26 protein-coding genes are annotated in these 22780 nt (G+C 68.8%); 24 read left to right on the top strand and 2 right to left on the bottom strand.

What is annotated here, in order from left to right; translation table 11 throughout:
- Positions 1-359 precede the first annotated feature (359 nt).
- From ACIA6C_RS32745 to ACIA6C_RS32735, 3 genes are all read left to right on the top strand, one after another.
- Positions 360-899, top strand: a complete 540-nt coding sequence (locus ACIA6C_RS32745) for a hypothetical protein (RefSeq protein ID WP_399281327.1) — start codon at positions 360-362, stop codon at positions 897-899.
- 467 nt (positions 900-1366) lie between these two features.
- Complete coding sequence (locus ACIA6C_RS32740) at positions 1367-1546, top strand: hypothetical protein (RefSeq protein WP_399281326.1); 180 nt, start codon at positions 1367-1369, stop codon at positions 1544-1546.
- Positions 1543-1716, top strand: a complete 174-nt coding sequence (locus ACIA6C_RS32735; protein ID WP_399281325.1) for a hypothetical protein — start codon at positions 1543-1545, stop codon at positions 1714-1716. The genes ACIA6C_RS32740 and ACIA6C_RS32735 overlap by 4 nt, the downstream gene beginning before the upstream one ends.
- A gap of 129 nt (positions 1717-1845) precedes the next feature.
- On the opposite strand, the gene ACIA6C_RS32730 is transcribed toward ACIA6C_RS32735, so the two are convergent.
- A complete protein-coding gene (locus ACIA6C_RS32730) occupies positions 1846-2091 on the bottom strand; it encodes a DUF397 domain-containing protein (RefSeq protein WP_399281324.1) in 246 nt (81 codons plus the stop codon).
- Complete coding sequence (locus ACIA6C_RS32725) at positions 2088-2963, bottom strand: helix-turn-helix domain-containing protein (RefSeq protein ID WP_399281323.1); 876 nt, start codon at positions 2961-2963, stop codon at positions 2088-2090. Before ACIA6C_RS32725 ends, ACIA6C_RS32730 begins: the two co-directional genes overlap by 4 nt.
- A gap of 259 nt (positions 2964-3222) precedes the next feature.
- Between ACIA6C_RS32725 and ACIA6C_RS32720 the strand changes: the two genes are divergently transcribed.
- The 21 genes from ACIA6C_RS32720 (at position 3223) to ACIA6C_RS32620 (ending at position 22401) form a co-directional block, all read left to right on the top strand.
- Positions 3223-3699 carry an ATP-binding protein gene (locus tag ACIA6C_RS32720; RefSeq protein ID WP_399281322.1) on the top strand — a complete coding sequence of 159 codons (477 nt, stop codon included), beginning with the start codon at positions 3223-3225 and terminating at the stop codon, positions 3697-3699.
- Positions 3696-4097, top strand: a complete 402-nt coding sequence (locus ACIA6C_RS32715; protein WP_399281321.1) for a hypothetical protein — start codon at positions 3696-3698, stop codon at positions 4095-4097. Before ACIA6C_RS32720 ends, ACIA6C_RS32715 begins: the two co-directional genes overlap by 4 nt.
- Positions 4098-4221: 124 nt before the next feature.
- Positions 4222-4416 (top strand): DUF5999 family protein, encoded by a 195-nt coding sequence (locus tag ACIA6C_RS32710; RefSeq protein ID WP_399281320.1) that lies wholly within the window; start codon positions 4222-4224, stop codon positions 4414-4416.
- The gene (locus tag ACIA6C_RS32705; RefSeq protein ID WP_399281319.1) at positions 4413-4847 is read left to right on the top strand and encodes a hypothetical protein; all 435 of its coding nucleotides are present in this window, start codon (positions 4413-4415) and stop codon (positions 4845-4847) included. The genes ACIA6C_RS32710 and ACIA6C_RS32705 overlap by 4 nt, the downstream gene beginning before the upstream one ends.
- Positions 4848-4884: 37 nt before the next feature.
- The gene (locus ACIA6C_RS32700; protein WP_399281318.1) at positions 4885-5469 is read left to right on the top strand and encodes a hypothetical protein; all 585 of its coding nucleotides are present in this window, start codon (positions 4885-4887) and stop codon (positions 5467-5469) included.
- A gap of 442 nt (positions 5470-5911) precedes the next feature.
- Positions 5912-6022 (top strand): hypothetical protein, encoded by a 111-nt coding sequence (locus ACIA6C_RS32695; protein ID WP_399281357.1) that lies wholly within the window; start codon positions 5912-5914, stop codon positions 6020-6022.
- Positions 6023-6054: 32 nt separating this feature from the next.
- Positions 6055-6195, top strand: a complete 141-nt coding sequence (locus ACIA6C_RS32690) for an FxLD family lanthipeptide (protein ID WP_399281317.1) — start codon at positions 6055-6057, stop codon at positions 6193-6195.
- A 96-nt stretch (positions 6196-6291) separates the two neighbouring features.
- Entirely contained in the window at positions 6292-9048 is a 2757-nt protein-coding gene (locus tag ACIA6C_RS32685; protein WP_399281316.1) for a lantibiotic dehydratase, read from the top strand.
- Between the two features lie 310 nt (positions 9049-9358).
- Complete coding sequence (locus tag ACIA6C_RS32680) at positions 9359-10627, top strand: lanthionine synthetase C family protein (RefSeq protein WP_399281315.1); 1269 nt, start codon at positions 9359-9361, stop codon at positions 10625-10627.
- Between the two features lie 29 nt (positions 10628-10656).
- Positions 10657-12747, top strand: a complete 2091-nt coding sequence (fxlM, locus tag ACIA6C_RS32675; RefSeq protein ID WP_399281314.1) for a methyltransferase, FxLD system — start codon at positions 10657-10659, stop codon at positions 12745-12747.
- An 88-nt stretch (positions 12748-12835) separates the two neighbouring features.
- Positions 12836-13948 carry a hypothetical protein gene (locus tag ACIA6C_RS32670; RefSeq protein ID WP_399281313.1) on the top strand — a complete coding sequence of 371 codons (1113 nt, stop codon included), beginning with the start codon at positions 12836-12838 and terminating at the stop codon, positions 13946-13948.
- An 18-nt stretch (positions 13949-13966) separates the two neighbouring features.
- Positions 13967-14275 carry a glycosyltransferase family 2 protein gene (locus tag ACIA6C_RS32665; protein WP_399281312.1) on the top strand — a complete coding sequence of 103 codons (309 nt, stop codon included), beginning with the start codon at positions 13967-13969 and terminating at the stop codon, positions 14273-14275.
- A gap of 230 nt (positions 14276-14505) precedes the next feature.
- A complete protein-coding gene (locus ACIA6C_RS32660) occupies positions 14506-15201 on the top strand; it encodes a class I SAM-dependent methyltransferase (RefSeq protein ID WP_399281311.1) in 696 nt (231 codons plus the stop codon).
- A gap of 38 nt (positions 15202-15239) precedes the next feature.
- Complete coding sequence (locus ACIA6C_RS32655; RefSeq protein WP_399281310.1) at positions 15240-15815, top strand: AAA family ATPase; 576 nt, start codon at positions 15240-15242, stop codon at positions 15813-15815.
- Between the two features lie 1280 nt (positions 15816-17095).
- Positions 17096-17806, top strand: a complete 711-nt coding sequence (locus tag ACIA6C_RS32650) for a hypothetical protein (protein WP_399281309.1) — start codon at positions 17096-17098, stop codon at positions 17804-17806.
- A gap of 591 nt (positions 17807-18397) precedes the next feature.
- Positions 18398-18784 carry a DUF3846 domain-containing protein gene (locus tag ACIA6C_RS32645; protein WP_399281308.1) on the top strand — a complete coding sequence of 129 codons (387 nt, stop codon included), beginning with the start codon at positions 18398-18400 and terminating at the stop codon, positions 18782-18784.
- 116 nt (positions 18785-18900) lie between these two features.
- On the top strand, positions 18901-19344 hold the full coding sequence (locus ACIA6C_RS32640; protein ID WP_399281307.1) for a hypothetical protein: 444 nt from the start codon (positions 18901-18903) through the stop codon (positions 19342-19344).
- Between the two features lie 110 nt (positions 19345-19454).
- Positions 19455-20033, top strand: a complete 579-nt coding sequence (locus tag ACIA6C_RS32635) for a hypothetical protein (protein WP_399281306.1) — start codon at positions 19455-19457, stop codon at positions 20031-20033.
- A gap of 69 nt (positions 20034-20102) precedes the next feature.
- Positions 20103-20525, top strand: coding sequence for a hypothetical protein (locus ACIA6C_RS32630; protein WP_399281305.1), 423 nt, complete (start codon positions 20103-20105; stop codon positions 20523-20525).
- 86 nt (positions 20526-20611) lie between these two features.
- Positions 20612-21616, top strand: a complete 1005-nt coding sequence (locus ACIA6C_RS32625) for a DUF932 domain-containing protein (protein ID WP_399281304.1) — start codon at positions 20612-20614, stop codon at positions 21614-21616.
- Positions 21617-21699: 83 nt separating this feature from the next.
- Positions 21700-22401, top strand: coding sequence for a PP2C family protein-serine/threonine phosphatase (locus tag ACIA6C_RS32620; protein WP_399281303.1), 702 nt, complete (start codon positions 21700-21702; stop codon positions 22399-22401).
- The last annotated feature ends 379 nt before the right edge of the window (positions 22402-22780 follow it).

Below are 22780 nucleotides of genomic sequence, written 5' to 3'. Positions count from 1 at the left end.
TTTAGCGGGGGGGGGGTTTGTTCCCCCCCCCAACCGCGCCCCACCCCCCCGGCCCCCCACACCACCCCCCCCCCCCCGCCATCACGGCTGGGAACCGGGTGTGGTGGTGAGTCACCGGTGACTCACCACCACCTCCCCACCGCAGGTCACAGCCCTGCCGCCCGAAACTCACCGGTCTCGTGGTGACGTCACCGATCCCCAGTCACCGCCCCGAAGGGAACTCACTGGCAGCGGGTCTCAGTCACCGCTACGGCCGGTGAGTGGGGACGTAACCGGACAGCTGTCGGGGGCCGTCCCCCGTGCGGGGTGCCTTCGGGGCTGGCCCGTATCGCTTGGGCCATGGGCGGCCTTGATGGGCCGTGAACACCAACAAGTTCCCGCTCCTGGCCACTGCGGCGGCCCTCGCCGTTCTCTCCGGGACGGCCTCCGCCGCCACCGCGACCCCGGCCGCGGCACTCGGCTACCGCTGCTCGACCAGCACCCAGACGATCGACGACGCTGGATACAGCGGCCCCGCCCCCGACAACTGGGACATCAAGATCCAGACGTGCGCCGCCCGCTCCGGATCCACGGTCTACGCCTACGCGGAGCTCACGTGGGACGGCCCGCACTTCTACGCCGCCACCAACGCGACGATCTTCGACGGGGCCAAGGTCAGACTCAAGATCATGGCCTCCCGGGAGGGCACCGACCCCGTGGTGACAGAACGCGACTTCCAGCTCAAGGACCGGCTGGAGGAAGCCACGTCCAGCGGTGACCGGGACGGCCACTACCGCACCCCGACGATCAGCCACCAAGCCGGGAGCGGAGCGTACGCGGACGCGGTCCTGTACCTGGACTGGCACAAGGACGGGCACGGCTACCAAAACCACGACTACAAGGGATCGCCGACGGTCTGACGACGCCTTCCGAGGGGCTCGGTGGGGTCAAGCCTCCTATCGCTCCTGCTTCGGAGCCGGTCCCATGAGCAGGGCGGCGGCCTGGTCCACAGTGACCTTGCCGTGCAGCATCTTGGCGACGACGTTGGTGATGGGCATGTGGACGCCGTGGCGGCAATCGAGCCTAATCACGGAGTAGGCCGACTTGACACTCTCGGTCGTATATCCGGTGGCTACGGCGGCCTGGGAGAGAGAGGAGGAGCAGGTGGCCATGAGACCGCCGACCCCGGCGAAGGTGAGAGGGCCTCCCTTCTCGCAGCTGCATACCGGCGGCCGTCCCGCGACCGGGTTCCGCGAGAAGACCGCGATTAAGCGCGGTGAGTACCTGCGAGGTCAGACGGTGAACGAGCGCGTGAAGCTGTGGTTAAAGGTGGCTGGGCTCGTCGCCGATGGGCGTCCCGTCTCGTCGCAGGGGCTGTGCCGCTGGCGTGACCGATCTTGCCGAGGCCCGGGTGACCGACCCGAAGATCCAGGAAGCCGACCGGTGGAAGAATGGTTCCCCGCTCCCGCGGGCGGTCTACGTCCGGCCGGTCCTGGCCGCTGAAGGGGACCCCTCTGCCAAGGTCCCGATTTATGGCATCGGCGCCGGCGAGGACACGGTGGGATGACCGACTTCCGAATGGTGCTCCGCTACGGCGTGAGCGGCCCAGCGCTCACCCGTGAAGGGGATTCGCTCCCGCTCGCCGAGCGGGGGTACAGGAAGTGGGCCGGGCTGTACGGCACCCACCCGACCGCCTTCATCCAACTCGTGGATGACACGAGGGTTCCGCCATCGTGATCCGGGACGGCGGCGAGCAGGCCCGCGGACAAGACGTGGGTATGTAGCAGCCCGGGCGGGTGCAAGGTGTACGAAAGCCGGGCTGCCCCTGCTACGGGCTGGGGGCGCCCGGCATCGACAGGATGTGGCTCAGACCGAAACTTCACCGTCGGCAGCGTGCTGCACGAAGCCCAGGAAAGTGGCTGGCGAGACCATGAGGGCAGGCCCCTCCAGGACCTTGGAGTCCCTGATGGCGACGCCAGCGTGCTTCGTGGCGCGGAAGTCGGCGATCTCAACACAGTTGTCGTTGCCGCCGCTGCGGGACGACTTCCGCCATTGGGCGGGGGGCAGTGTCACGCCGTTGAAGGTCGTGGTGCGGGTCGGGTTGGGGCTCATCGCCGGATCTCCTCTATGCGGTTCATGATTTCTTTCCGGGAGGCATCCACGGAAAGGGCATCTGCGACGATTCCCTCGAAGGCATCATCGAATTGCTGGACGTCTGCGGTGCCTTCCACGAACGTGCCGCCGAGAATGTTCTCTAGCTGCACGACGGTAGGCCACGGGTTCTCGAAATCCACCACGCTGAACAGGCCGAGCAGGCCGGGGTGGGCGCCAGCGGCCGTCGGCATGACCTGGATCGTGATGTTTGTGCGTTCGGACATGTAGAGCAAGTGGTTGAGCTGGTCGAGCATGATCGACGGGTCGCCGCGGAAATCCTGGTGAAGCACAGACTGGTGGATGACGGCGCGCAGCTTGAGGGGCGGCCGGTCCGTGCGGGAGAGCACGGCTTGGCGGGCCATGCGCACATCAACCAGAGCCTGGACTTGCTGAGGTGTTCTGGGCGGCATGGCCGTGCCGGTAATGATGGCCTTAGCGTACGCAGGCCGCTGCAGCAGGCCCGGCACCAGGTGTCCGCCGTAGAAGCGGATGCCGATGGCGTCGCTCTCGAGGGATAGGTAGTCTCGGTACGGATTGGCGACGACGTCCCCGTAGGTCGCCCACCACCCCTGTTTGGCTGCGTCCTTGGCGAGCCCCTGGAGGGCAGAGATCAAGTTCGTGTCCGTGACCCCGTAGGTGGACATCAGAAGGTCGATGTCCTTGGGGGTGACGCCCGCGCGGGCGTTCTCGACCTTGGAGAGCTTGGTGTGGTGCCAGCCCATCCGGGCTGCCGCCTCCTCCCCACTCAGCCCCGCGTTGTTGCGGCAGTCGGCGAGGAGTCCGCCAAGCCTTCGTCTGCGGAGGGTGGGCTTGGCCCTCTGATTTGGCACGCGCTCATTCTCCCTTCGGGTGACGATCTGCCACCTGTGGGTGCGCAGTTGGGTCCCACGGGTTGCATTGTGCCCTCCCTGGGTTGCAATCGTCGACGGGAACAAGGATTCGCATTCTGCGATTTGAGGTGACCTGGTTGCGCACCTAGGTGTCAAAGGTGCATCCTCGCAGAGCAACAAGGTTTGACGGTGCATCATTTCATGATCACTGGTGACTGATGGTCAACTCTCGCTCCCCGTAAGCACGGAGGCCTGCACCATGTCGATCGCCACACCACCGCTTCAGTCCCACGTGCTGAGTCGCATCGGGGTGCCTAACTCGTTGCCGATTCTCCGTCGGGCGGAAGCCTGCTTCGAGCGGACCGGAGAGTACGACTCGGACGCTCGTCGCCCGCAGCAAGCCCGGCGTATCACCTCCGCCTGCATGGGCGTGTGGCGCCTCCGCGACCTCACGGACGACGCCGTTCTCCTCGTGTCCGAGCTGGTCACCAACGCATTCCAACACGGCGCCGGTACAACGGTTCGGGTCCGTCTCTACTTGACCGAGCGGTACGTCTGTATCGAGGTCCGCAGCGGATACGTGGACGGTGTGGAGGTTAAGGGCGCCGCGGACGTCGACGAGAGCGGCCGTGGCCTGCACTTGGTCTCCCGGGTCGCGGACGACTGGTCGGTGACCAGCGACAACGCCGGTCTGTGGTGCACCCTTCCGCTCGTCAGGGTGGGGGACCCACGATGACGGCGGACACTCTGCCGGCCTTATCCGGCTGTGATTCCAGCACCGAGACGCTGACGCGGGTCTTGGAGGCGATGAGGCTGCCGGTCCCGCCCAGTGTGCTGGATGCGATCTGTGAGGACCTCAACCGCGTCTTCGAGCCGGACCACGTGCTCGACGAGTGTGAGTCACACACTCTCGCCAGCCGGCTGTGTTCTGGCCTGGAGCGGCTGCTGGCTGGGGTCCCCAGTATCGAGGCCGAGCCAACCGCACTCATATCCCTTGTGACCCGAGGGCTGCGGGCCCTCAGCGAGGAACCTCCCTGCGATCCTGAGCTGCTGCGCCCCTACCTCTGGAGCTTGGCCCGTGTGGCCGAAGACCTCCTTGAGGTTGTCGCGCCCTTCGAGCCCCCTTCCCGATGATCGTCCCGCGCCTCCCCGCCGGCGGACTCCGTAGGCGGCCTCGGCGCGGGCTTCAACTCCTCCCGCCGGACGTACCACTTCTTCCGTCCACGTCCGGCGGAGGGCCTCACCCCAGAGGAGCGCCATGTGCCAGCACCGGATCCCGTGCCCCTCGGCGGACGCCGCCGATCGGGACGCAGCACGCACCGTTGCCCACCAACCGAAACAGGGCTGGAGCCTGCTGGGCAACGGCGTGGTGCTGCCTGACGGACAGGTTGTCCAGCCGCACCGTGCCCCGCGCGCCGGCCTGTCGACCGGGGCCGGAGCAGGCGCCCGATGAGCAGTTCCAGGTTCTCGCCGCCGGACCCCGGCTTCCTCCCTGAGATCTGTGTCGACACCGACTACACCACCAACGGATGGCCGGTCGTCACCCTTTTCCATCCCCACGCACACTCCCGAAATGACGTGGTCGGCACGGCGATGCTGGCCATCGCGGGTCAGCTCCGCCTCAACTACGGGCACCGCTTCCCACGGACCGGGCAGTACATCTATGACATCAACGGCTACTGGGCCTTGGACTACGGCCATCCGCGCGACCTCCTGCACTTCGCCCCAGACCCTGTCTGGGCGCAGGTGGCACGACGCGGTGGCGGTGCCCTCGTAGCCGTCAGCCTGGAACATGAGCCGCATCCCGCGGCGGAGGTGCGCATCCTGACCGGCCGCCTGGCCCTGAGGCAGCACACCCCCCCGGAGTGGGTGCGAGCACGGTGAAGACAACACGGACCAGCCGGAAGCAGAGGTGAGTGCTATGGAGCGACTGCTTACGGAACCGGCACCGCATGCCGACGTCTGGGACCGGCCCGATGGCGACTGGGGACCGGGACTGCCCGCGGATGAGGCGGGGCGGGAGCAACGCCGCCATGCTAACTCCTGCTACCGCATGGGATCGCTGGCGCTTGCCCGGGGAGACCTGGTGCGCGCTGAGGGCTGGCTGAACACGGCGATGAAGGCAGACCATCCCGGCGCGTGGTTCCGGGCCGGAGCTCTCGTCTGCTACCGAGGCCCACAGCTGTTTGGAGGTGACGGAGCTGCGGCCTACCTCCGCTACCTCATCGACGGTGCCGCCGAGCGCGGCCACGGCGACGCCCACCGATTGCGCCCCCTGCTGACGAACCGCCTCGCCCGGCTACCTGCCTTCCAGGTCTGGGAGGATCCGGACTACGGATTGGAGGTCATGTCTGCTCTGCAATGCGGCCTCGACAACAACCCGCGGCGGGACGGACCGCCCATGACCAAGCGGCAGACGTCTAGGTTCCACGCGAATGACGGGCACTCGCAGCTGACGCCGCTTTATCACGGATCGAACAGAGACGACTGTGCACGTACCCGGTAAGCGCCGCAGTCCGGCCGAAGCGCAGGCAGCGCGCGAGGTACTACTCGCTGCCCAGGCCACGGTCACTGAGGAGTACGCCGATGGGGCGAGCCTCGCCTCCCTTGCCGGCGCTTACAAGGCTGACCGGATTGGTTGCGCCAACAGTACGAGGCCTGTGGTGTGCCACTGCGGGAGCCGGTCGGCGGCCGCCCAGACTTGCCGGCCCTCTGGACCGCCGCCCCTGCCTCACCGCGACTGAGCAACTCTGTGAAGCTCCACGCTCCCGCTGCGATGCCGGGGCCCCTGGACTGCCGCCGGCCGGTGATGTACCGGCCGGCGGTGCAAGGCCTGGCTCAGACCGTCTCGGCCACTGCCAGGCAAGAAAGTGCCCATCACCCTGAGAGGAGACATCCGATAGCCATGATGACGAGGGGGCAAGACCGATCCCGAGAAGGCGTTCGACCTGAACGTCACTCTGGTGGAGAGGGCCCCGGCCGTCGTCCTGCGAGACGCCTCGAAGGGCGGCTGCGGTGCCACGTGCACCAGCAGTTCCTGCCCGCCCGGCGTCGCCTGAGAAAACTGCCGATCACGACCCAGGAGGAAAACATGGACCAGCCCAACGCCGCGACCACCGACTTCGAGCTCGACGTCACGCTCGTGGAGGTCGCCGACCCGGCCAGCATGGTCAACCTGACCGACGACGGCTGCGGCTCCACCTGCGGAGCCTGCACCACCGGCGTCCACTGACCGAGCTCGCTGCCCCACGCAACGGGCCGGTGCCGCCGCGGATGGTCTCCGCGGCGGCACCGGCCGCCCCTTGCCCAATTCTTCGGAGGTGTAGTTGTGACCGCTCCGGCCCGCCCGTACCGATCCGGCGACGTGGCGCTCGTCCGCGCCGCCGCCCGCCCAGCGCCTCCCGTATCGTCGTGGCCGCCTCCCACGGCCCCCATCACCGACCAGGTGAAATGGCTTCGCGCCGTGTGGGCGGATAGCGACTTCGCCGAGAGCCTTCGGCACGCCAGCCCGCCCCTCGCACGTCAGGTTGACGTCCTGTGTTCCGCCGAAGAGCCCGGCGGCCGTGACCTGCGCCGGGCAGTTGTCTCCGTCTCCCGCTACCTGCTGCGGTCCGCTGGCCGAGCCACACCATTCGGTCTGTTCGCCGGCGTGGCGGTCGCCCCCTTCGGAGCGACCGCGCGCGCGGAGTGGGGCACGGAGCACCAAGCCGTCGTCCGCGCCGGAGCGGAAGGGCTCGCCGACGTCATCGGTCGGCTGGAGGCGTGCCCAGCCCTCCTCACTCGCTTGCCCGTCGTCGCGAACAACACCGTCGTGGTCCGCGGAGACCAGTTGATCGTCCCCCACCAGCCGCAGCGCCGTGGCGGCCAGACCGGCGCCGTGGACGCCCACCTGTCCTACAAGGCTCCGGTCCGTGCGGCTCTGGACGGAGCCCGGACACCACTCCCCTTCGGTGACCTCGTCGCGAAGCTCCGTGCCGACTTCCCAAGGGTCGGCGAACAGGTGGTCACGGGGCTCCTCGCCACGCTGGTGCGACACGGCGCCCTGCTGACCGGGCTGCGGGCCCCGAGCACGGAGACCGACGCGCTCGCCTGCCTGGTGGCACAGTTGGATTCCATCGGCGCCGAGAACGTCGAGGAAGTGGCCGGCCTCATCCGCGAGCTCCGCGAGGTGCATGCCGAAATCACCGCCTGCAACGGGGCACCGCTCAGCCAAGGGAGAGAGGCACGGCACGCCGCCGCTGTCCGGATGGCCGGTGTCGCCCACGTGCGCCAGCACCCCCTCGCGGTGGATCTCCGGCTGGACGCCTCGCTGGCCCTGCCGCGCAGTGTCGCCGAGGAGGTGGAGCGTGCGGCCGCGGCGCTGGCCCGCCTCAGCGCCGCCCCGTACGGGTCCGCCGCCTGGAAGGCGTACCACATGCGCTTCTACGAGCGTTTCGGACTCGGGTCGATGGTGCCGGTGGCGGATGTGGTCGCAGACAGTGGAGTGGGCTACCCCGACAGCTACGCGGAGGACGCGGACGCGGAGCTGCGGCCGCGGTTGACGGCGCGGGATGAGGCGCTCCTGCGGCTAGCCCAAGGCGCCGCACTCGACGGTGCGGATGAAGTGGTCATCGACCAGGCCCTGCTGGACAACCTGCACACAGGGCCCGTTCCGCGGTTACCCCCGCATCTGGAGGTGAACGTCCGGATTCACTGCGCCGATCTTGCGGCGCTGGAGCGCGGTGTGTTCGAGCTGGAGGTCGTTAGCGTCTCCCGGGGCGTCGGCGTCGGCACCGGCCGTTTCTTGAGCGTCTTGGATGACGCCGGGCGGGCCAAGCTCGCCGCACAGCTCGCCGACCTTCCCACCAGCGATCCCGACACGATTCCGGTCCAACTGTCGTACCCGCCGCTCGCTCCGGAAACGGCGCATGTAACCCGTGCTCCTTGCGTGCTGTCCACCTTGGTCAGCCTGGGCGAGTACCGCCCGCCGCAGGACGCGGCACTGGGCGTTGATGACCTGGCCGTGAGCTGCGACGGCACCCGCATGGTCCTCGCCGCGCCCGCCCTCGGGCGCCGAGTCGAACCAGTCGGCATGCACGCCCTGAGCCTGCACGGCCACCACGCCCCACCACTGGCCCGCTTCCTCTCCGAACTCAGCCGAGCCCAGTACGCGCAGGTCACCGCCTTCGACTGGGGCATCGCCGCTCGTTCTCTGCCGTTCCTGCCACGCCTCCGGTACGGGCGCACCGTCCTGTCACCTGCCCGTTGGCGGCTGGAACCACACGAACTCGCCACGAGGGCCGCGTGGGAGACCGCGTTCGCCGTCTGGCGCGAGCGCTACCGCCTGCCGCGGCACATCTACCTCACTGAGGGCGACCGCCGGCTCGCCCTCGACCTGGACGTGGAAGCCCACCGCGCTCTGCTCCGTATACACCTCGACCGGGGTAAGTCGGCCCTGCTCACCGAAGCCCGCAACGAGGCGGGATGGTGTGGCGGCCGCGCTCATGAGGTCGTCGTCCCCCTCAAAGCCTGCGAACCCTTTCGATGGCCTTCGCTCCCCCAGCCCACCCCGGCCAGGATCATCCGCCCAGACCGTGCGCAGATCCCGGCCATTTCCCACGTTCTGCTGGCCGCCCTGTACGGCGACATCCGCAGGCAGGACACGATCCTCGCTCGTCACCTCCCGGACCTCCTCGAACAGCTCGGATCGCCCCAGTGGTGGTACGTACGCTTCCGCGACCCGGACCAGCACCTGCGCCTGCGCATCGCGCTCCCCACCCCGGAGGCGTTCCAAGACGTCGCCCATACCGTCAGCACGTGGGCCGCCGGGCTCAACAAGGCCGGGCTGCTGCGCGAGATCCGCTACCCCACCTCCTACCCGGAAACCGGTCGCTGGGGCGCCCACCTTGCATGGGATGCGGCCGAAGAGGTCTTCCGCGCCGATTCGCACACCCTGCTCACCCAGCTCCGGCAGCCGACCCGTCCCAGTCAGCGTGCCCTGGCCGCCGCCCACGCGGTTTCTATCGCCTGCGCCTTCCACGGCAGCACTGCCAAGGGCATGCGCTGGCTCATCGACCACATCCCCCCACCGCGCCCGCACGGGTAGCTCGGCATGAGTACGCCGAGGCCGTCCGTCTGGCCGATCCCCGCTCCCAGTGGGCGGCCCTGTGCAGGGAACCAGGCGGATCCGCAATCACAGTCGCTTGGGACAACCGCGACATCGCTCTGGCCGCCTACCGCCGGCATTTCCCCGGCCCGCACACCGAGGGCATCGACCATGACGCCGTCCTCGTCTCCCTCCTTCACTGCCACTTCGTGCGAGCTGTCCGTATCGACTTCACCGAAGAGGCGATCTGTATGTACCTCGCGCGGGCCGCTGCCCTGGCCTGGACCGCCCGCACCACCGGAAGGCCGATGTGACCGAGCAGAACGAGCACTTCGTCCGCGTGATCCGCACCCGTCTCGCCCGGCCCGAAAGCGCCCCGACCGTCGCCCGACGCCACGCGGGCTGGCAGCAGTCCCTCGCCCGCGGTATGCCCGGCATCGCCCTGCTCCACATTGAGCTCGCCGCCACCGGCCGGGCGCCGTGGCAGCCCGCCCACGACTGGCTCACCGCGGCCGCCGCCGCGCCGCTGACCGTCGGCGCCGACAGCCACCCCTTCCACGGCGGGCCCGCCCTCGCACACGCCCTCGCCTGCGCCGCCGCGCACCAGCCCGGCGCCTACCGCCGCGCCCTGCAGGCACTCGACGAGCAGATCATCACCGACACCGAACGCCGCCTGGACGCCGCCCACCACCGCATCACTCAAAGCCAGTTACCGGAAATCGCCGAATACGACGTAATCCGCGGCCTGACTGGATACGGCGCCTACCTGCTGCGCCGCCACCCTGGCAGCCACACCCTGCGCAGCGTGCTCCGCTACCTCGTCCGCCTGACCCGGCCGATCACCCACAACGGAAAGAAGCTCCCCGGCTGGTGGACCCTCTCCGGCCCCTCCGGCCGCCTCGACCAGCGCTTCCCCGGCGGCCACGCCAACGCCGGCGTCGCACACGGCATCGCCGGACCTCTTAGTCTCCTGGCCCTCGCCACGCTCCGGGGCATCGAGGTCCACGAACAGCACACGGCCATCGGAGTCATCAGCCGGTGGCTGGACCACTGGGCCACCCCGCAAGGCAACGGACCGGGCTGGCCGTACTGGATCACCCGCGACGAACTCCGCGCACGGCAACCCGCGGGCCCCTCGCGCCCCTCCTGGTGCTACGGCGCTGCCGGACAAGCCCGCGCCCAACAACTCGCCGCTCTCGCCCGCAACGACGACATCGGCCGGTACCGCGCCGAGACCGGGCTCCTGACCGCTCTCACCGACTCCGCCCGCCTTGCTGCGACCACCGACATCTCCCTGTGCCACGGCTACGCAGGCCTGGCCCACCTCACCGCCCGCACGGCCGCCGACGCCCTCCCCGAAACCCGCGACCAGCTCAAGGCCCTCATCCCCCGACTCCTCGACGCCGTCGCCCCACCGGACGCCAAAGCGCAAGAACACGTAGCCGACACCCTCCTGCAATCCGCAGACGGCAACGGTGCCGGGCTCCTCGACGGCGCGGCAGGCGTCGCCCTGGCCGTACTGGCCGCTGAGAGCGGCCACACCGTATCGCGCTGGGACACCTGCCTGCTCAGCGCCTGATGACACACCACCACACCAGAGAGGACCCGATGGACTGGTACCAGCTCAACATCACCTTCACCGACCGGGCAACCGGCAGGCAGGCAGTCCGCGACATTATCGGACCCGCCCTCACCGCCGCCGAAGACTCTGGCCACATCCAGGCCTGGTGGTACATGAACAAGCAGCCCTGGCCACTGCGCATCCTCAGCCCGGCCCCAATCCCGCCTGCCGTAACCCGTCCGCTCCACGAACTCATGGCCGCAGGGAAAATTGACCACTGGACCCCCGGAACCTACGAGGCTGAAACCTTCACCTTCGGCGGCCGCGCAGCCATGGACGCCGCACACACCCTGTTCCACCAGGACAGCCGCCACCTCCTCACCTACGCCACCGCTCCGACCGGACAGCACCTCGGCTGGCGCGAGACCGCCGTACTGCTGTGCAGCGCGATGATGCGCGCCGCCGGACTCGACTGGTACGAGCAAGGCGACGTCTGGGACAAAGTCGCTGACCTGCGCCCGCACTCGTCCAGCGCCGGCAGCACTACCCCGGCTACCGCCCGACACCTCACCGCGATGCGCCGCCTCATGACCGCGAACGCCCACGCTCTCACCGAACCGGGGACGGCCATGAACGGCCACCGCGACTGGGTGACCGCCTTCGAGGAGCTCGGGCAGATCCTGGCACAGCTCGCCCACCGGGGCGAACTGACCCGGGGCCTGCGCGCGGTCCTCGCGCACCACTGCATCTTCCACGCCAACCGCGCCGGCCTCCCCTTGAACGACCAGCACGCCATCTCCACCATCGCCCGAGAGGTAGTCATGGGATCGAGTGACAACAACGCGTCTCCCGCCGAGGCCGAGTCCAACGCCGATAGCGTCAGCGCGGTGAACACCGACACGATCACGACGTCCGAGCCGGAAGCCGCGCAGCTCCGCAACCGCATGGTCGACAAGATCCGCGCGAACGGCCACGCCCGCACCCCCGGGGCCGAAGCGGCCCTCCGCAATGTGCCACGGCACCTGTTCGTGCCGGACGCGCCGCTGAAGGAGGCCTACGCCGACACTCCGCTGAACACAAAATTCGACACCGACGGCAAGACCCCCATCTCCTGCGCCTCCCAACCCAGCATCGTCGCGCTCATGCTGGACCAGCTCGAAGCCCAACCCGGCGACGAGGTGCTGGAGCTGGGCGCCGGCACCGGCTACAACGCCGGCCTCATCGCGCACATGGTCGGTGAATCCGGACACGTCACCACCATCGACGTCGACGACGACCTCGTGGAAGGCGCCCGCGCACACCTGGCTGCCGCCGGAATCATCAACGTCGAAGCCATCACCCGCGACGGGGCACTCGGCCACGCCGAAGGCGCCCCCTACGATCGGATTATCGCGACCGTCGGAGCCCACGGCATCCCGCACGCCTGGCTCTGCCAGCTCGCCCCCGGCGGCCGCCTCGTCGTCCCGCAGCGTCTTAAGGGCAGCGTCTCCCGCTCCATCGCCTACGAGGAGCGCGACGGCCGGTGGGTCTCTCTGGGCAGCGAGATGAACACCTTCATGCCGCTGCGGCGCGGCATCGCCGACGACGACCGCCGCGTGATCCCGCTCAGCATGGACAGCACCGTCCGGCTCCAGGCCCCAGCCGGGTTGCACATCGACGCCGCCGCATTGGCCGGAGTCCTCGAGCAGCCGCGCATCGAGCACTGGACGGGCGTCACGTTCCGGGCCATGGAAACACCGGAGTGGATGGAGCTCTACGTCTCCTGCGCCCTTCCCTCCGGCCTCGTCCGGATGCTGTTCCCACTGACGGCGAAGGGCACGCACCTGACCGAGGATCCCTACCCGTCCTCGACTGCGGCCATCAACAAAGGCGCCGTCACCTACCTCGCCCGACGCCTGTCGCACGAGACGTCCCCGGAGGGTGGCAAGCTCTGGGAGTTCGGTGTCATCGGCCACGGCCCCGGAAGCGAAGAACTCGCCACTCAGGTCGCCGAAGCGATGCAGACCTGGGACCGCGGGTACCGCGGTCGGAAAGCCACCTTCGAAATCCAGGCTCTCGACGCTCCCGCCATCCAGGAGCAGCCCGGCAGGTTCGCGATCGACACGCCGCTGAACCGCATCGTCGTCGCCTGGCAGTAGCCGCCCCGACAGCAGGACAGTGGTGTCCGCCAGCCCCAGGCCGGCGGGCACCCACCCGGTTCGAGCCACCACGTCACGGGAGAAGCTCATGGACCCGCACGGCCAGACAGCCCGGCGCTTTCCGCTCATCGCGCGCTTCCGCCCTGCCTGTCTCCCGCTGCCCGACCGAGTGCAAACCCTCGTTGCACTGGCTGATACCGCCCACAGCACCGTCGACCAGGGACTGGCCTCAGCCGTCTTCAATCAGGCCGCGCTGATCGCCTCCGATGTGGGCCTTCCCGACCTTGCCCGCAAGATGTGCCATCAACATGCCGCCGCCTACCTCCACGCCTGCCCACTCCCCGCCACGAGCGCGATCCGCGCTCTGGAACCCGTTGTCAACCTCGCCCGCCTACAGATCCGCGCCGGACAAAGCGACGACGGCCGCAAGCACCTTCTGCGGCTGTACGAAGCCGTGGGCACAGGTGCGGCCGCCCACTTTGAGGGCGTAAGCGTGCCCTCCAGCCTCACCGCCGCCATGGGCCGCCGTGAAGTCCGAGCCTGGCTGTGGCGGGTTATCCTCGCCGACGGCACCCGCACCCTCACCACAGCCGGCCGGTGGGAGGAAGCCCTGGACCACCTCAAGGCACACCACGGCATCGGAAAACGCATGCTCGACGGCCGTCAGGTCGCCGTCCTCGCCGCCCTCACCACCGGCGAAGCGGACAGCACCGTCACCCTCCTCATCGAAACCGAGCCCGGGGACCCGTGGGAGCAGGCCGTGACCGCCTGCCTCACCGTCCTATGCCACCAAGCCGTCGGACGCCCCGTCACCCAACATCTTGCCGAGCTGGTGACCAACTACGTCAACCACAAGCCCGGACACGGCACGACCGTCTTCGACATCCGCCTTGGCCTCACCATCCTGGACACCATCGACTCCCTCAGTGATCCAGCCGCACGCCGCATTACCGAGGACCTCTACCGGCGCACCATGCAAGCCCATGACGGCTACGCAGCCCGCGAAATCCTGGCCAGCCCCTCGTTCACCGCGCTCGCAACACACCAGCAGACGCGGAACGTCAAAGACCTCATCCGCACCTGCGCCCTGGGGAACGGCGCCCTGCCCTCCAATCTGCGCGCCGACCTCACAAATGCTCTCCGCCTCGGCGACCGCGTCATCCGCAGCAGTCTTCAGCACCACCCGGACCAGGGGGTGTAACAGAGCGGCACTGTCGTCGTGGTCGGCAACGGCTGCGTCCCCGAACAGGTACCCGCGGGAGTCCGCACCGTCGGCCTCGCGGAGAACGTCGGCATCCCCGAGGGGCGCAACATCGGCGCTGCCGAGGTCAAGGGCGACTACCTGTTCTTCTTCGACAACGACGCACGGCTCCCCGCCACTGACACGCTGGCGCGCCTCGTCGCAGTGTTTCCCCGCCCGGGCGCGGTCCACAGCGCCTACCAGTGCGCTCCCACCCCGTTCACCCGGGCACGTGCCCTCCTCTACGGCCGCTGGCCCGCCGCCAGCGGCCGCGCCGAGGAGTACTGAGAGTGGTTCCGGCGCTTCGACCAGTGCCTCGACACCCTTATCGCCGAAGGCCGAAGCATCCCGCCCCACGTCTACGAACACGCGGTCCGCTCACTTCAAGCCACGTTCACCGACCGCCGCTCCCGGGACCGCGGCCTCCTCAACTGCCTGTTCTCCTTCGCGCCGACCGCCTCCGCCGGGCAGCACCACGGCGCCTTTGCCCTGCGATCGGAAGTGAGGCATGCGGCCCGGTGACGCGCCGTACGACGGCTTCGCCGAGACCTTCGCCCGCGAGGCCGCCCCGTCAGCGCGTACAACGCCACTACGACCGCCCCACCGTCCTGGGCCTCCTCGGCGACGTGAACGGCCGCGACGTCCTGGACGCCGGCTGCGGACCTGGCCTGTACCTGTCCGAGCTCGCCGCCCGCAGGGCCCGGGTCGTGGGCATCGACCAGAGCACCGACATGGTCCGCCTCGCCAGTGCGCGCCTCGGCCCGCACGCAGAAGTCCGCCAGCACGACCTCACCCAGCCCCTCACCTGGGCTGACGATGCGAGCTTCGACATCGTCCTGCTCGTCCTGGTCCTGCACTACCTCCCCGACCGGATTCGCACCCTGCGCGAACTCGCCCGCGTCCTTCGGCCTGGTGGACAGCTCATCATCTCGACCAGCCACCCCACAGCCGACTGGCTCGCCAGCGGCGGCAGCTACTTCACCTGCGGCTCCATCGAAGAGATCTGGACGAACGGCATGACCCACCGCTACTGGCACCAGCCCCTCCAAGCCTGGCTCGACGAATTCACCGCCGCCGGTCTCACCCTCGACCGCCTCGTCGAACACCAGCCAGTTCCCTCGATGGCCCACCACCACCCAGCCGAACACGAGAAACTGACCCACCAGCCTGGCTTCATGGCCATCCGGCTCCGCAAACGGCAACCTGCAATTTAGGGCCCGCGCCAGCTGCCCCGACGAACTCGGAGTCGCCCATGCACCTCCGCCCGACGCTGGCCGTTGTCAGCGGCCCGCCCGCGACCGGCAAGACCACCCTCGCCCGTGCGCTCGCCCAGCACCTGGGCTGCCCCGCGATCCTGCGCGACGAGATCAAACAGGGCATGGTCATGAACTTCCCCGGTCACGACGCCGACGGCGACGACCCACTCAACATCCCCGCCCTGGAAGCATTCTTCGCGACGATCGCCGTACTCCTCCGGGCGGGCACAACCGTCGTCGCCGAAGCCGCCTTCCAAGACCGCCTCTGGCGCCCCGGCCTGGAGCCGCTCACCGAGTTCGCCGACCTACGGATCATCCGGTGCACCACCCCCGCCTCGACAATCACCAAACGCATCACCGACCGCGCCCACACCGACAGCCACCGGGGCGCCCATGGTGACAAGACCTTGCTCGCCGACATGGAGTCCGGCATCTACGACCCCGACCAGTTCGTCCCCATCAGCCTGACCGCCCCGAACCTGCTGGTGGACACCTCCGACGGCTACGCCCCCGGCATGGAAGAGATCCGGAGATTCGTGCTGCATCCGGACCACGAAGGGGACGCTGGGTGAGAGTCCGCCCGGACGACTCTCACGCCGGTGAGACCGCCGCCGCACTGACCACCGCGTGTCCGGGCCAGCCGCGGAGTCGGATGTGATCTCGCGTAGCCACTTCGCGTCGGCCTCGCCGACGGTAGCGTGAAGACCTCTTGCCCGCGTGCCGACACCACGCGACGGCCTCGGTCTCCTTGGTGCGGCCGTAGGAGTCGAAGAAGGCTAGGCGCGCGTCCCGTTTGGCATAGGGCATCCGCATCGTCCAGTCCGCTTCCGGGTCACCCCACCAGGTGCGGTCCATGTACAGGACACCGCAGGTCGTCGGGATCGGGGCGGCTGCGAGCGTCGTGGTCACTGTCCATAGGTCCCCGGTCAGCAGTCGGGGAACCGTGATCTCATCCAGTGCCTGGGTCGCGACCTGGCGTGCGTCGGCGGCCTTGCATAGGTCGGCCGCGTCAGGGAGCCCTCGCCGTCGTGCTGGAACACAACGGCCGGAGCTGCCGTGCATCGCGGCGGCGATGCCGGGGGCGCGGGAGTGAAGGCTGATGGCGTCGGCCACCGTTACGTGCCGCTCGCGCGACTTCGTCCATGGCAGGAGACGCCGTGACGTGAACGCTGATCAGATCAGCACGTGCGCTCCTGGCGGCCGGGCGCCGCGTCCGACGCTACCGCTCTGAAGCCAGTAGCCGGGGGGGAAGCCTAGGGGGAAGCCTGGGGGGAAATGTAGGGGGAAGCCTGGGGGGAAGCCTAGGGGGAAGCGGTACTGCTGCCGGCTTTGCATTTTGCCTGGTCAGGGGCCGTTTGCTGACCGGTGAGTGGGCGGACTTATATGTCTGGAGGGGTGGGGTGGTGTGCTGACGTGGAGTGCCTGGAGGGCCTTCGGCCGGGTGGTGCGGGAGGGGAGCTTGCGCTGCTGTGGCTGCTCTTCGCTTAAGGGTGGACGTCGGTGCGTGTGCCGGTTCCTCGGAGGGCGGCTGGCCCGCATAGGGCGGAGGACCGAAAGGGGAGTTGTTCAGGCCAGACACGAGGAGCGGAGAGATGAGTGTGGCCGACGCCCACTTCCGCTGGAGAGCGGGTGGCAAGGGCGCCGGCCGACCGAAGAACACACCACGAGAGAACCCGCGTGCCTCATCGAGGCGAGCATAGCGTCCGGGCGGTGGGGGCGTTGGTAGGCTGGCGCGTTTTGAGTGCGGTACCTTTTTCGGATACAGGGGCGTTCTCTCATGTGATGGGGGAGTGTCTGTCGTCGGCCCAGCCGGCGTCCACCGTGACCGTGGTCTGAGAGAGGCTGGATAGTCGTGATCCGTGCCGGACGTACTGAGTTCGTGGTGGACCGGAAGGGCCTTGCTGAGCTCATGGGTGTGAAGTGGGGTACGTTCCGGACGGTTCAGCCCTATACGGCGCCCGGTTTCCCCGATCCGATCAGCTCGGCGGGAGCACAGGTCCTGTTGTGGGACCGTCGGCAGGTTGAGGCGCACCTGGCGCACCGGACAATGCCCGTCTTGCCGCAGCAGGACTCAGACGACGACTTGCTCGACCGCCAGGAAGCTGCCGCCATGGCGGGAGTACAGCCCCGGAGCTGGGACGGCTACAAGAAGGATCCACGCCTCGCCCCCCACGCCGTGGAAGTGTGCAGGGTCGAGCACTGGCCCCGCGGCGTCGTGCAACGCTTCATCGCGTCCCGCGGAGTGCCCTCGCAGCCCCCGGGCCGGCCGACCGGATCGGGCGACATGGTGCCGCGCGATCTGCTGCCTGGTCGCATCGCCGAGCTCCTTGACGCCGACCCGGCGGTGACGGCCGCTCACGCCGTCGACGTCCTGGGCGTCTCGGTCACCACGGCACAGAAGCACTTGGCCAAGGCGCGGGGTGCACGAATCGCGGAACTGCTGCGAGCAGAGCCGGCGCTCGACGCCGAGGAGGCCGCCGTTCGACTCGGCTTCCCGGCCCCAGTCCGCCGCACCGCCATCGCGCTCGCACTGCAACTGCAGACCGATTCCGCCCAGCCCTGACGCGGGGATGCGCCCTGCCTGCCGGTGCCGGCTCAAGCCACCCACCCAACGGGCCCGCGGTAGCTACGCCTTGAGCCATGCGATGGCCCCATAGGCTTTTCTGCCCGGTGGGGGCGGGCGTCGTGGGTCCGGTGCCGGCGGGGTGGGGGCGGCTCCGCTACGCTGCGCCGCCCCCACCCCTGCCTGCGGCCTTACGCGCGCTGCGCAGCGCGTAAGGATCGAGCGCTTCGCGCTCTCCGCAGGCGCCGCGTGCCGGTCTCCGCTGCGCTGCGCCCGGACCGAGCGCTGCGCGCTCTCACGCGCTGCGGGCCGCGGCAGCCGGGCGCCCTGGTCCGCTTCGCTCCCAGACCGCCCTCGCTTCGCGCTGCCTCGCCCCTTGCCCTCGGCGCTTCGCGCCTAAGGGGCGGCCGGCCCCGCCCCCACTGCCCGCCCCCACCGGGCAGAAAACAGCGTCTGACCTGCGATTACTTCACTCTTTCGATGGTAGCTAGAGCCTCAAATTTCGCCTCAAGTGCTGTACAGTTGTCTTGTCGGTAGGGGAAGCGGCAAGCCCCCCGGTCCATAAACCCCATCCCAACGCAAGGGAGAGCCATGACTTCTACGCAGGCGACCGCGCCCTACGCGGTGATGGTCCAGCCCGACGGCTGGTTCGAGCTCGCCGACTGGACCCCCACGACAGCGGTAGCCGATGCGCTGAACTGCCAGCTTGCCCGCCCTGTCGTTGTGAGCGGGGAGCTGACCATGTGGGTGGACGAGGACGCCGTTCCGCACGGTCTTGCGTACAACGGCCCGGCCGCCAAGGTCCTGCGCGTGTTCCGGGCCGATGGGCCCCCGTACTTCGGCCCGGTCCTGTTCACCGGCCGCACCGACACCGTGGCCGACAGCGGAGCTCACGGACTGACCGAAGACCAGGCGCTGCAACTGATCGAGGGGCATCTCACGCGCCTCGCGAAGATCCCGCAGCAGCGCACCCGCTGAGTTCCACGAAGCGGCCGGCCGGATTCCCCCAGTCGACCGCCCCCGCCTGCCGGGCCGGGAGTGGCACCCGGCCCCACAGGCCGACCGGATAACGAACCACAGAAAGAGACACGCCCATGAGGCACTTCCTGACCCCCACCGACCGCCCCGGCGATCGAACCAACCTTGCGCGCCGCTCAGCCGCCCTCATGAGGTCCATTGCCAGCGCGGCCGGTGAAGGCACCCACCGGCTGTCTGTCGTCCTGGTGAGCCTCCACCGGGCCGACGAGGCCGAGTGCACGTTCACGGGCCCTGTCCTAGACGAGACCACCCCCGAAGACGGCGTGGTGAAGACCGCTTTCCTTCTGGCTCAGACCACCAACGGAGCCATGGCGATGGTGGTCCTGCGCTCGACGGATCCGCACGGCGCGGTAACCGCCATGTCCTGGGCGGTCAGCGAGTTGGTCGCACGCCCCGCCACGGCTGCACAGAGCCGCATTGCGCACTGCATCAGCGAGGGCCGCGACGACACGGACCCTGACCCCGGTGTCACGTTCGTGGACGCGCCTGCCCTCATCTGACCCCGCCCGGGGAACGACTGGCGTCCTCTCGGCCAGCCGCCCGGCATCACCAGGATTCCCACCCCGTAGCCGGGCGGGCAGCCTCTGCCCGCCCGCAGGAGGCCACACCTATGACCACGACCCATGACAGCCCGAACGGCTTCCGGATCGGCGAGGCTGACAGCCAATGCCGCTACCCAGTCTTCGCCGACGACCAGTACATCGGCAGCATCTTCCGGTGGCATGGCGGTTGGCTTGCGATCCCGGCCGGAGCGAGTGAAGCAATTCGCCAGGGTGACGGCCGGACCGGCAGCGCCGCCGCCGCCAGGCACCTCCTGGAGGAGTTCCGCGCGGGGCGCATCACACCCCAGGCCGATACGTCGACCACCAATCCTGTCCCCGCCAGCACCGCCGGGTCCGTGCCGCTGCTGCACCCCCGCATGCGCGACACCGACCGCAACCGCGACGCGGCACACAAGGCCCTGACAGGACTGACCGCATACCTGTGGGAGCCGCTCGGCGGCTACCCCGGCTCAGACAACCCGTGGGCGCTCCGCTGCAAGCTCTGCGGCTGGACAGGCAACCGCTACTGGTCGCACCTGCGGGGCCGCAACGGGCTCCCGCCCTCCCCGTACCGGCACCCCGGCTGCATCGACGCCGACCAGGTCCGGGCCCGCATCCCCGCTTATGCGAAAACCCCGCAGGACTGACCACCAGTAGACCGGCGTGGGGGAGTGGCATCCCCGCCACCGAAGAACACCCGAAGAGCGAGGACACCTATGGACTCCCGGCAATTCCGAGAACTGGAACAGCGCGCCAAGGTGCTGCTTGACGCCCTGTTCGACGCTGCTGGTGACGGCTGCCACGTCCTGACCGGTGGCGGCGGCCCCCTCAGCTTCTCCTTGCATTTCCACAACCAGGGAACCGTCACGCACCTCAGCGTAGGCGCTGAGCTGGAGGACGCACTGATGACGGCGACCTTCGCCGTAACAGAAGCAGGCGGGGCATTCATCCTGCGCACGCCCAGGGACGACGGCACCGCCCGGCTATGGGGCTGGCGCATCAGCGACGGAGACGCCAAGCCACTGACCAGCCTCTGGCTCCGCAACGCCTACGCCGTCGACCACGAGACCGGCGACTTGATCCCCCCGGAGCCGCGCGCCTGCTACGAAGACGCCCCCTGCCTTCACTTGAGCCGCTAGCGGCCCCGCCGACACCACTCCCTCATCCATAGGCGGGCTGAGCCTCTCAGCCACACGCCTGCGTCAGACACGATGGAGAAACCCTCATGGCACACGAGATCGAACAGTTCACCGACGGTACCGCTGCATTCGTCAGCGCGCGTGAGAGTGCGTGGCACCGGCTGGGCACCGTGACGGCCGACGCCCTGACCGCCGAGGACGCAATGCGCCTGGCCGCCCTCGACGGATGGAACGTCCGGCTGATCGGGCTCCATGCAACCGAACTCACGGCCGACGGCACGACCCTGTTGGACGTGCCGAACCACCGGGCGAGCGTACGCACCCATCCCAAGACCGGGCTCCCGGAAACCCTGGGAGTGGTCGGCCCCGACTACACGCCGGTACAGAACGAGGAGCACGCCGAGTTCTTGAACTACCTGGTGGATGAATCAGGGGCGCACTTCGAGACGGCGGGTTCGCTGCGGGAAGGCCGACAGGTCTTTCTGACGATGAAGCTGCCTCAGTCCCTGACCATCGGCCGGGATGACGCAGTCGATCTTTACATCGCGGCGTTCAACTCGCATGACGGCAGCAGCGCGTTTCGCATTGTCGTCACACCCGTCCGCGTGGTGTGCGCAAACACTCTTCGCGCTGCCCTGAGGGACGCCAAAAGCAGCTACACCGTCCGCCACACCTCGGGGGCACGCGGACGCATCGCCCAGGCCCGCCAGGCCCTCGGCTTGACGTTCAAGTACGCCGAGGAGTTCGAGAAGGCGGCCCAGCGCATGCTGGACGCAGAAATGTCGACCCCGGCACTGCGCACGGTAGTCGACACCCTGTGGCCCCTGGCCGACAGCGACAGCGCTCGGAAGAAGACCAACCGAGACACGAGGTGGGCCAGCATCCGCAACCTCTTTGAGCAGGCGGACACACAGGCCGGCATCCGGGGCACCGTCTGGGCGGGCTACAACGCGATCACGGAGTACGCCAACCACGTGGCCCCGGCACGCGGAGCGAACCCGGCACTGAAGAATGCCGCCCGAGCCGAGCGAGTGATCACAGGAACGGCCGACGACGTGATGGAACGCGCCTTCCGCCTCATGTCCGTCTAGCTGCCACCCAATTCGTCCACCAGGCCTCACGGGGGCGGGAGAGCCTCTCCCGCCCCCGCGTCACCCCTCTGACAGGAGTCACCATGCCTATCCACGCCACTGCCCAGCTGATCGGCGGACGCTCACACCAGTGCGACGCCACCGCGACCTACACCTACCGCGGCACCCGTGCCTATGCCCTGCTCGACGGGATCGGCAGCACGGAAGAAGTCCAGACCTGGACCCAGACAGCCGCGCGGCGATTGGCCCGCGCCGCTGCCTACTGCGGGGCCCCGGTAGGTCTGCGCGCCGTCCACGCCGTGCGAGCGGCCGAACTCGCCCGCGCCGACTGGTACGCCGAGTACATGCCCAAAGCCGTAGCGGTCGTGGCGGTCGCAGCACCCGGCAGGGACTTGGAAGTGGCCTGGTGCGGTGACGCCCGAGCGTACCAACTTCCGGCCACGACAGAGCAGCTGAGCCGACTGACGACCGATCATAACCGGCGTCAGCAGTTGCTCGACATGGACGTGGATCCCGGTCCCTACTCCCGCAACATCGTCACGTCCTACCTGGGCGACACCAGCCCCCACGTATCGATCGGATCAGTTACGGCTCCGAACAGCGGCAGGCTCCTGCTGGCCAGCGACGGGGCGTACGAGCCGCTGGAAGACGCCGAACTCACCGTGGCCAACTACCTTGTGGGACCCCCACAGCGAGCGGCCCGAACCTTGGTCTCGGCCGCCATCGAGCATGGAGGAAGCCGCGCCGACAACGCCACGGTTCTCGTTGTGGATCTGGGCGGGTAGGCGCCGCCGGTCAGTGAAGCTGAACCAGCAAAATCCTGACCTACACAGTGGATCATGGGCCTGGTTCCAGAGTCCATCCTCATCTTAAAATGAAGCAGACAAGACCCGCAGGGGAGAGTGGTCAAGGCCTTGGGCAGTGGGGGCCGGTCTGCTCGCTGCGACCCTCGGTTCCGAGTCCCCGCCCCTCCCTGTTGCTGGCCGCCCGCGCAGCGGGCATCGGGCCGGGGAGCGCAGCGACCGGGCCTTGGGGCCTGGAGGCGGAGCCGGAAAGGCCTAGGGCGGGGGAGCGGAGCGGACCCGCCCAACGGGCCGAAGGCCCGAACCCCATGAAATGGGGTCACCCAGGCCTGCGGAGCAGGCCGTTCGGGATGGAGCGAAG

It is taken from the genome of Streptomyces sp. NPDC051578 (assembly GCF_044454045.1).
Lineage (GTDB): Bacteria > Actinomycetota > Actinomycetes > Streptomycetales > Streptomycetaceae > Streptomyces.
The sequence above is the reverse complement of the archived record's forward strand: the minus strand, read 5'-3'. Positions and strand labels throughout refer to the sequence as shown.